The organism is Megasphaera paucivorans (assembly GCF_900103535.1).
GTDB classification, from domain to species: domain Bacteria; phylum Bacillota; class Negativicutes; order Veillonellales; family Megasphaeraceae; genus Megasphaera_A; species Megasphaera_A paucivorans.
Map to the genome: position 1 here is coordinate 22,868 of NZ_FNHQ01000031.1, position 8,637 is coordinate 31,504.

General features: G+C 44.4%; 9 protein-coding genes and 2 other annotated features. Of the genes, 7 read left to right on the forward strand and 2 right to left on the reverse strand.

Features of this window, described 5'->3' with window-relative positions:
- Window positions 1–15: 15 nt before the first annotated feature.
- The gene (locus BLR11_RS11455) at window positions 16–882 is read right to left on the reverse strand and encodes a DMT family transporter (protein ID WP_176762970.1); all 867 of its coding nucleotides are present in this window, start codon (window positions 880–882) and stop codon (window positions 16–18) included.
- Window positions 883–1,061: 179 nt separating this feature from the next.
- Here BLR11_RS11455 and rpsF point away from each other — a divergent pair, with 179 nt between their 5' ends.
- The 4 genes from rpsF to BLR11_RS11475 all read left to right on the forward strand — a co-directional run bounded on the left by rpsF (window position 1,062) and on the right by BLR11_RS11475 (window position 2,932).
- The gene (gene rpsF / locus BLR11_RS11460) at window positions 1,062–1,346 is read left to right on the forward strand and encodes a 30S ribosomal protein S6 (protein ID WP_091652188.1); all 285 of its coding nucleotides are present in this window, start codon (window positions 1,062–1,064) and stop codon (window positions 1,344–1,346) included.
- A 16-nt stretch (window positions 1,347–1,362) separates the two neighbouring features.
- Window positions 1,363–1,803: a single-stranded DNA-binding protein gene (locus tag BLR11_RS11465; protein WP_091652191.1), complete on the forward strand. Its 441-nt coding sequence runs from the start codon at window positions 1,363–1,365 to the stop codon at window positions 1,801–1,803.
- Between the two features lie 42 nt (window positions 1,804–1,845).
- Window positions 1,846–2,076, forward strand: coding sequence for a 30S ribosomal protein S18 (gene rpsR / locus BLR11_RS11470; RefSeq protein ID WP_091652194.1), 231 nt, complete (start codon window positions 1,846–1,848; stop codon window positions 2,074–2,076).
- A gap of 172 nt (window positions 2,077–2,248) precedes the next feature.
- Window positions 2,249–2,932, forward strand: coding sequence for a helix-turn-helix transcriptional regulator (locus tag BLR11_RS11475; RefSeq protein WP_091652196.1), 684 nt, complete (start codon window positions 2,249–2,251; stop codon window positions 2,930–2,932).
- Window positions 2,933–3,082: 150 nt separating this feature from the next.
- Here the strand turns inward: BLR11_RS11475 and BLR11_RS11480 are convergent, their stop codons facing one another.
- Window positions 3,083–3,985: a diacylglycerol/lipid kinase family protein gene (locus BLR11_RS11480; RefSeq protein WP_091652199.1), complete on the reverse strand. Its 903-nt coding sequence runs from the start codon at window positions 3,983–3,985 to the stop codon at window positions 3,083–3,085.
- Window positions 3,986–4,253: 268 nt separating this feature from the next.
- Here BLR11_RS11480 and BLR11_RS11485 point away from each other — a divergent pair, with 268 nt between their 5' ends.
- The 3 genes from BLR11_RS11485 to BLR11_RS11495 all read left to right on the forward strand — a co-directional run.
- Window positions 4,254–5,867: a gamma-glutamyltransferase family protein gene (locus BLR11_RS11485; RefSeq protein WP_091652202.1), complete on the forward strand. Its 1,614-nt coding sequence runs from the start codon at window positions 4,254–4,256 to the stop codon at window positions 5,865–5,867.
- A gap of 123 nt (window positions 5,868–5,990) precedes the next feature.
- Window positions 5,991–6,232: a binding site (T-box leader), on the forward strand.
- 157 nt (window positions 6,233–6,389) lie between these two features.
- Window positions 6,390–6,630 (forward strand) — a binding site (T-box leader).
- A gap of 86 nt (window positions 6,631–6,716) precedes the next feature.
- Window positions 6,717–7,724 carry a ketol-acid reductoisomerase gene (gene ilvC / locus BLR11_RS11490; RefSeq protein ID WP_091652204.1) on the forward strand — a complete coding sequence of 336 codons (1,008 nt, stop codon included), beginning with the start codon at window positions 6,717–6,719 and terminating at the stop codon, window positions 7,722–7,724.
- Between the two features lie 29 nt (window positions 7,725–7,753).
- On the forward strand, window positions 7,754–8,637 hold an 884-nt coding region (locus tag BLR11_RS11495; protein ID WP_176762971.1), incomplete at its 3' end, for a dihydroxy-acid dehydratase domain-containing protein.

Consider the following 8,637-nt stretch of genomic DNA (forward strand, 5'->3'; position numbering starts at 1 on the left):
GCAGTACAGCGGGTATCACACCTTGACCTTTGACAATATAATAGCCGCCATCATAATTAAGCAGCCGGCGCCCTCTTGCAGTGTTACCGGGTCATGATAAAACCAAACGGCCATAAAAAAACCAAATACCGATTCCAAAGAAATAATTAGCGAAGCATGCGTATCTTTGGTATATTGCTGTGCCAGATTTTGTGCTAAAAATGCAAATGTTGTATTTAAAATAACTAAATATAACATTCCATAGATTGCCGATACGCTGACTTGCTGCAGGCCGGATATATCTAAAAAAGGCAGTGCCAACAGACCGGTAGTTAAAAATTGAAAGAAAGTCATGCTGAATATATCTGCGTTTTTAACAACGTTGCCTACATATACAATCTGCAGAGCAAAAAAGACTGCAAATCCAATAGATAAGATATCTCCGGAAGCCAGTACGAGTGTATCGGAATGCAGGCATAACAAAGCTAGACCGCATAAAGCCAGCAGTGCACACCCTATTTCCCGGGGATGGATGTGTTTTTTTGTAATAAGCCAGGATAACGCAGGCACAAATATGACATAGGAAGTAACGAGAAAGGATTGTTTTTCTACGGTTGTTGTTTTTAATCCTTCCAACTGGCATATAAACGCGATATATTGAATGAGACCCAGGAACATGCCAAAACGAAGTTCTTTTGTTGCAGCACGTCGGATTCTGGGATAAAATAGGAAAAACAGGAACACTGCCGATAATAAGAAGCGGGAGGCAAGTATAGTGAAAGAGGACAGGGCGCCGAGCGCTTCCTTGGCAGCGATAAAGCCGCCGCCCCAAATTGCCGCCGTACATAGCAGTGTGATATCAGCCAAAATCATGTTGGAATTATGCGAATGTATCCCTTTCATTATACATGTCCTTCCTGTGCATAGTCTCATATGATTCTGTTATAACATATCACAAAGCATATAAAAAGCGTTGAAATTATAAAAGTTTAATGGTATAATATTAAAGCTTGAATAAAATTATATCAAGCTCCTAGCCCTTTTTCGGAAAGGGCCATATGTCCAAAAGAGGAGGTGATTTCGTGAATAAGTACGAAGTCATGTTTATCGCAAAGCCGTTTGAAGAAGCAGAAGTAGATCCTATCGTTGAAAAAGTAACGAATTTGATCACTAAAAACAACGGCACTGTCGAAAAGGTTGATCGTTGGGGAAAACGCCATTTAGCCTATCCGGTAAAGAAACAGAACGATGGCTATTATGTTCTGATCAATTTTGAAATAGATCCGACTGCGATCTATGAAATTGACCGCGTTATGAAAATCCAAGATGAGATCCTTAAACACTTGATCGTCAAGAACGACAAATAACCGGAGGCGCAAAGGTATGAATTCAGTACAATTGGTTGGTAATTTAGCCCGGGATCCGGAAATTCGGTTTACGAAAACCGGCAAAGCTATTGCGATGTTTACTGTGGCGGTTACGCGGTCTTATACACCGGTCGGAGGCCAGGAAACACGTGAATTAACTGATTTTATTCCTGTTGTAGCATGGGGTAATTTGGCGGAAACCTGCGGCAATAATTTGGCAAAAGGCAACCGTGTATTTGTAGAAGGACGTATGTCTGTCCGTTCCTATGAAACGCAGGATGGGCAGAAACGTTATGTGACGGAAGTCGTTGCTAACTTTGTAGCACAGACAATGGGTTCAGAAAAACGCACTGCGGCAGCTCCGCAGACAAGTATGCCGACTGCAAAACCGGCTGCTGAAGGCAAAGGTTTTGACAGCTTTGGCAAAGATGCGAATGATGAAGAAATCCCATTTTAATGTCAAAAGGATCCCTTACTAATTCTAAAGGGAGGATATACAATGAGAAGAGAACGTACAAGAAAACCGAGAAGAAAAGTATGCAGCTTCTGCGTTGATAAGGCAGATACGATTGATTATAAAGATATTGCAAAGATCCGTCGGTTTACGACAGAACGCGGCAAGATTTTACCTCGCCGTATCTCCGGTGTTTGTGCAAAACATCAGCGTAAGCTGACTATTGCTATTAAACGGGCCAGAGCAATTGCTTTACTTCCGTATACAGCTGAATAATTTTAATACAGAACAGCCATCGTGGGGTACACGATGGCTGTTTTTCTATGAGGCAGGAAAATTTATGTAAACATATTGTATGCATAAAATAAAAACAAAGATTTATTGTAAAATCAAAATCATAATGATATGCTTAAAAAAGAAAGTTACAGTGAAAGGAGGATAGAGCATAATGGACAGAAAATTAGAACCATATATCCCCATGGTCGATTTTTTAAGCAAGGCCTTGGGAGAATATTATGAAATCGTCCTCCACGACCTTTCTAATCCGAAACATTCTATTATAGCTATTGCAAATGGCTGTTTAAGCGGAAGAACCGTGGGAGATACGGCTTCTGGTTTTGTTTTGCGGGCAGTAAAATATGGCGTTGAACAAAATACAGACTATGCTGTGAATTATAGGATCAAAAATATGAATGGACATTTATTCCGATCTTCCAGTTATTATATTCGTAATGATGAAGGAATTCTGCAGGGCATGATGTGTATTAATTTTAATATAACACCATTTGTTGATTTACGAGAAAAATTAACAAAACATATTATTGGCAATGAATTTTTTTTGGATAATATATGTAAATCTAAAAATCAAAACAATGAAATTTCCAATGTATTTCAACATTTTCAAGGGAGTATGGAGGATGTTATTCGTATGATGATTGAAAATGCACTAGCTAAATATTCTGTTGCTCCGGAACGATTATCCGTGGATGAAAGAATTTCCGTTGTTCATGATTTAAATGATACCGGGCTGTTTTTGTTAAAAGGCGGAGTGGCATCGCTGGCAGAGTGGCTGGATGTTTCCGAGCCGACTATTTATCGATATCTGGGTAAGATAAAAAGAAAAAACGAGTAACGCGGCAGTGATTTTATTAAGACAGGCTATCACAAAAAAGGTAAAGAATCGTGAGGCAGGAACTCTTTACCTTTCTGTGATATAGATGATGGGATTCATGTATAAGCCGCAGGCGAAATACAGCATAAAAACAAGATACGCATGCTGCGCTTATATGTCGCTGTCTGCCGGTACATATACCGATAAAAAAGAGGGCAGTATTTGTAACTCAAGGGGAAAATCAGGACCTGTATCTCCATCCATATTCGTCGATAAATGGTCAGTGTTGAGCAATTCTATTTTGACATGTTCGACTTGTTCCAAATACATGTATTCGGAACTGACAGGAGTACCGGCTAGCATTTCCGGAGCCAATTTCAATAAATCCAGTGGGGTAATATTTTTGAAGGTTGCCAGCCAAAGCTTACCGTCATTGACGCGGGCCTCCGGTGCTATATTGCGAAAACTGCCGATAGAATTTGTCAGCATGGCAATAATGAGAGGGGAACGGCGGGTTGTCGTTTCCCCATTGATATTCATTTTAAATAAAAAGCTTTTATGAGATTGCAGCGTTTTCAAGCCGGTTAAAAAATAAGCTAACGGGCCCAGCCGGGTTTTTTGTTCGATGGATACCTGACCTACTGCTTCGGGCATAACTCCGGCAGCAATCGTGTTGACGAAATATCGGTCATTTGCTTTGCCGATATCGAGAGGAACCGTCTTCGCTCTTTTTAACATGGCAATGGCTTGTTCGGGATGGAGCGGGATCTGTAATGCCCGTGCCAAATCATTGACCGTTCCCAAGGGAATGAAACCGAAATGAATTGGACGATTTCCCAAAGCCAATCCGTTCACGGTTTCATTTAAGGTACCGTCACCACCCATGCAAAATACACTGTCATATCCTTCGAGGGCGGCTTCCTTGGCCCAGGCGGTAGCATCGCCTTTTTTCCCGGTCTGCCGCAAATCGACAGTGTCAAAATTATTTTCCAATTGAAGCTTCAGGCTGCCCATAAAATACTTGGCTCGTTCACGCCCTGCTGTCGGATTGACGATCAACAAACACCGTCCCAAAACAACTTCCTCCTTTATATACAAGCTTGTATATGAGAATATATATTCTTAGCATTCTTAGTATATAGTTAATATAGTAAAATATTCATAAAGTGCATATTAACACTATTATAGGTTAAAAATCAACTTTAGTGAAGATGTAATCAGCAATTATTTTATTTTCCAGGAAGACAGAAATTTAAAAAGATAAACATATTTCTTTTATGCAATGTTTTTTTTGTGATATAGTAAATATATATAATGCATATAAACAAAAGGAGGTATTCCTATGTATTTACAATTTGATCCCCATCAGTATCCTTACTCGTCACGGCGGGAAATCGTATATGCCCGAAACGGAATGGTGTGTACGTCACAGACACTTGCAGCCCAGGCGGGACTTGATATGCTTAAACAAGGTGGCAATGCTGTTGATGCGGCGTTGGCTGCTGCGATCAGCTTGATCGTATTGGAACCGACCAGCAATGGATTAGGAAGTGATGCATTTGCGCTGGTTTGGATAAAGGGGGTGCTTTACGGTCTTAATGGAAGCGGGTATGCTCCTGCGGCGATGTCCAGGGAAACGTTGCTGGAACGAGGTATTTCTGCTATGCCTGCTCGTGGCTGGGCACCGGTTACGGTACCAGGTGCACCGGCGGCCTGGGAGGAACTCCATCGGCGGTTTGGCCGGCTGCCGTTTGAAAAACTGTTTGAACCAGCCCTGAACTATGCCGAACATGGGTATGCTGTTATGCCTACATTGGCAGAGTTGTGGAAGGAATCGGAACAGACTTTTGCTAAATTCCGAAATGATCCGGCTTTTGCCGGCTTATTTCCTACTTTTTTTAGTAAGGGAAGCGCTCCACGTGCCGGTGAAATAGTAACGCTGCCTTGGCAAGCCCGTGCATTACGGCAGATTGCGGCAAGTCATAGCCGTGATTTTTATGAAGGTGATATAGCCGATGCGATTGATGCGTTTTCCCAAGCTACCGGCGGATATATCCGTAAGCAGGATCTCATGGAGTATAAGCCGCAGTGGGTGGATCCTATCTCTACGAATTACAGGGGATATGACGTTTGGGAAATTCCGCCAAATGGACATGGGTTGGTCGTGCTTATGGCGATGGCGATTGCCCGGGGATTGGAATTTAAAGAACGAGATACGGTGGATACATTCCATAAACAAATTGAAGCGATGAAACTGGCGTTTACCGATGGACGGAAATATATTGCAGATCCCCGTTATATGCGAACAAAGTTATCATATTGGCTGTCCGAGGAATATGCAGCGCAACGGCGGGCACAAATACGTACACAAGCACTTATGCCGGCCCCGGTGGATCCTAATTGCGGCGGTACCGTGTATTTGTGTGCAGCGGATCGAGAAGGAAATATGGTTTCCTACATACAAAGTAATTTTATGGGCTTTGGCTCGGGTATCGTGGTTCCTGAATATGGAATTGCATTGAACAATCGGGGATATAATTTCAGTATGGAGGCAGCCAGTGATAATTGTGTAGCCCCTCGTAAAAAACCATACCATACGATCATTCCGGGCTTTTTGACAAAAGATGGCGTACCCGTAGGTCCGTTTGGTGTTATGGGAGGTTTTATGCAGCCGCAGGGACATATGCAAGTGTTGATGAATACGATTGATTTTCATATGAATCCGCAAGCTGCGCTTGATGCACCAAGATGGCAGTGGCTGGGAAATAAACAGATTGAAATAGAACCGACAGTATCGCAGGATATTATCAGAGGACTGCGTGATCGGGGGCATACTATTATTATTAATCCGGACCGGAATTCCTATGGCCGCGGGCAGATCATTTGGCGGAATGAACAGGGGGTTCTTATGGGAGCGACAGAACCTCGTGCAGATGGAGCAGTGGCGGCATGGTAAATAAAAAATGTATATTTAAAGTGAATTAAATCGTATAAAAATGTACAAAATTACAAAAACAAGTTGACAAGTGGTTAGGGATTGCATATAATATATCCAATCCCTAACCGAAGGGATCATAGGTAAAATCTAATGATGGGAACAAGTAGTTATCTGGGTAAAACGACAGAGAGCCGGTGGGGGGGTGTGAACCGGTGATTACAGGAAAACGAAACTCCTCCCTGAAGAGCGGTGCTGAAGTAAATTAAGTGCCGACGAATTTTCTACGTTACAGGAAACACGTATGGTAGTACGTTGCGGAGTGCCTGCTGGCAGCAACACGGCAGGAATCAGGGTGGTATCGCGGAATTGTATCCGTCCCTCTTTTGAGGGGCGGTTTTTTTATACTCATTTTTACCCCTTGGAATACGCTCTGTGACTGCGATGTCAGAAAGCAGGAGGTGAAAATAGTAAAAAAAGTAGTTGACAAGAGAAATAGGTTCGCATATAATGGACGAAACTTCTCTTACGAGAAGCCATGATTGAAATCTGATGACGGGAAAGAGTAATATATCCTCTTAAACAACAGAGAGCCGGTGGGTGGTGTGAACCGGTGTTTACGGATATTTGAAAATCCTCCCTGAAGAGCGGAGCTGAAGTAAATTAAGCGCCGACGAATTTTCCACGTTACAGGAAACGCGTATGTTAGTACGTTGTAGAGCGCCTGCAGGCAGTAATGCCGCAGGAACCAGGGTGGTATCGCGGAATCATATTCGTCCCTTAGTATATAGGGGGCGTATTTTTTTTACCCCGGATCCTTTCAACACGGCCCTAAAACTAACAAGACCAAAGACAAAGGAGAGATGTAAGATGGCAAAAGTATTTTATGATCAAGATGTAAATTGGGATGTTATGAAAGGGAAAAAAATAGCTATTATCGGGTATGGCAGCCAGGGGCATGCCCATGCATTGAACCTGATGGAAAGCGGACTTGATGTGACAGTAGGCCTGTATGAAGGCAGTAAATCAGCAGCAAAAGCACGTGCACAGGGACTGGTTGTCCAGACTGTTGCCGAAGCTGTTAAAAAAGCAGATATTACCATGGTGCTGATCCCGGATGAAAAACAAGCGGATGTATATAACAGCGAAATTGGACCTAATTTAAAACCTGGCAGTGCGTTGGCATTTGCCCACGGCTTTAATGTCCATTTCAAGCAAATCGTTCCGGCCGCAGATATCGATGTGTTTATGGTGGCACCTAAAGGACCGGGTCATTTGGTACGACGTACATTTGTGGAAGGCGGCGGGGTACCGGATGTATTTGCCGTAGAACAGGATGCTACGGGACACGCATTTGATTTAGCACTGGCCTATGCCCGGGGGATCGGCGGTACTCGTTCGGGAGTTATACAGACAACTTTTCAAGAAGAAACGGAAACCGATCTTTTCGGAGAACAGGCAGTATTGTGCGGCGGTGTAACACACCTTATCACGGCGGGCTTTGAAACGTTATGTGAAGCAGGGTATCAGCCGGAAATTGCCTATTTTGAATGTTTCCATGAAATGAAACTTATCGTAGATCTCATGTATGAAGGCGGGATGGCTAACATGCGAAGCTCTATCAGTGATACTGCTGAATATGGTGATTATAAAGTAGGACCGCGTATTGTAACGGAAAAAACAAAAGCCGAAATGAAGCAAGTGCTGAAAGAAATTCAGGAGGGCACCTTTGCCAAGAACTGGCTGCTGGAAAACAGAGCGGCCGGTCGTGCGGAATTCTTGGCACTGCGCAAGAAACATGCAGAACACCCTGTTGAAAAAGTCGGAGGTAAACTTCGTAACATGATGTCGTGGCTCAAGGAAGAAAAAGCAGACTAATACAAAAAGCAGAAACGGAGGAAATCGATATGCGGAGTGATATAGTAAAAAAAGGAAGTACCCGGACAGCCCATCGGACGTTGTTCCATGCCATGGGGTATTCGGATGAAGACTTGGAAAAACCGTTGATCGGGATCGTCAATGCATTCAATGAAATTATTCCGGGGCATATGCATCTGCGGGAAATCGCCCAGGCGGTAAAGCTTGGGGTTGCGGCAGCCGGCGGGACGCCGATCGAGTTTCCGGCGATCGGGATCTGTGATGGGATCGCCATGGGCCATGACGGCATGAAGTATCCGCTAGCCAGCCGGGAACTGATCTGCGATTCTATCGAAGCCATGGCCAACGGCCACGCCTTCGACGGATTGGTCATGATCCCGAACTGCGACAAGATCGTGCCCGGTATGCTGATGGCGGCAGGGCGGGTAAATATCCCGGCAGTGGTAGTCAGCGGCGGGCCGATGCAGGCGGGACGCTATAAAGGCAAGGATATCAGTGTCAGCACGATGTTTGAAGCCGCGGGGAAGCTGGAATCGGGACAGATCACGGAAGCGGAAATGGCGGATATGGAAAATAAGGCCTGTCCCGGGTGTGGGTCCTGTGCCGGCCTGTTCACGGCCAATACGATGAACTGCATGACGGAAGTATTGGGGATGGGACTGCCGGGGAACGGGACGATCCCGGCCGCCTATTTCGGAGCGCGGCGGATCCTGGCCAAGAAGGCCGGCGCAGTCATCCTGGATCTGGTGAAACGGGACATCAAGCCGCGGGATATCATGACGCAGGAATCCTTCGAAAATGCCATTGCTGTAGACATGGCGATCGGCGGGTCGACGAATACGGTGCTGCATCTGCCGGCCATCGCCCATGAAGCAGGAATCAAACTGCCGCTGCAGAAGTTCGATGAAATCAG

What these genes read in the sequence shown, in the direction of transcription:
- BLR11_RS11455 (WP_176762970.1), bottom strand. Translation starts at nt 882, where the DNA reads ATGAAAGGGATACATTCGCATAATTCCAACATGATTTTGGCTGATATC.
- rpsR (WP_091652194.1), top strand. Translation starts at nt 1,846, where the DNA reads ATGAGAAGAGAACGTACAAGAAAACCGAGAAGAAAAGTATGCAGCTTC.
- ilvC (WP_091652204.1), top strand. Translation starts at nt 6,717, where the DNA reads ATGGCAAAAGTATTTTATGATCAAGATGTAAATTGGGATGTTATGAAA.
- BLR11_RS11475 (WP_091652196.1), top strand. Translation starts at nt 2,249, where the DNA reads ATGGACAGAAAATTAGAACCATATATCCCCATGGTCGATTTTTTAAGC.
- BLR11_RS11485 (WP_091652202.1), top strand. Translation starts at nt 4,254, where the DNA reads ATGTATTTACAATTTGATCCCCATCAGTATCCTTACTCGTCACGGCGG.
- BLR11_RS11465 (WP_091652191.1), top strand. Translation starts at nt 1,363, where the DNA reads ATGAATTCAGTACAATTGGTTGGTAATTTAGCCCGGGATCCGGAAATT.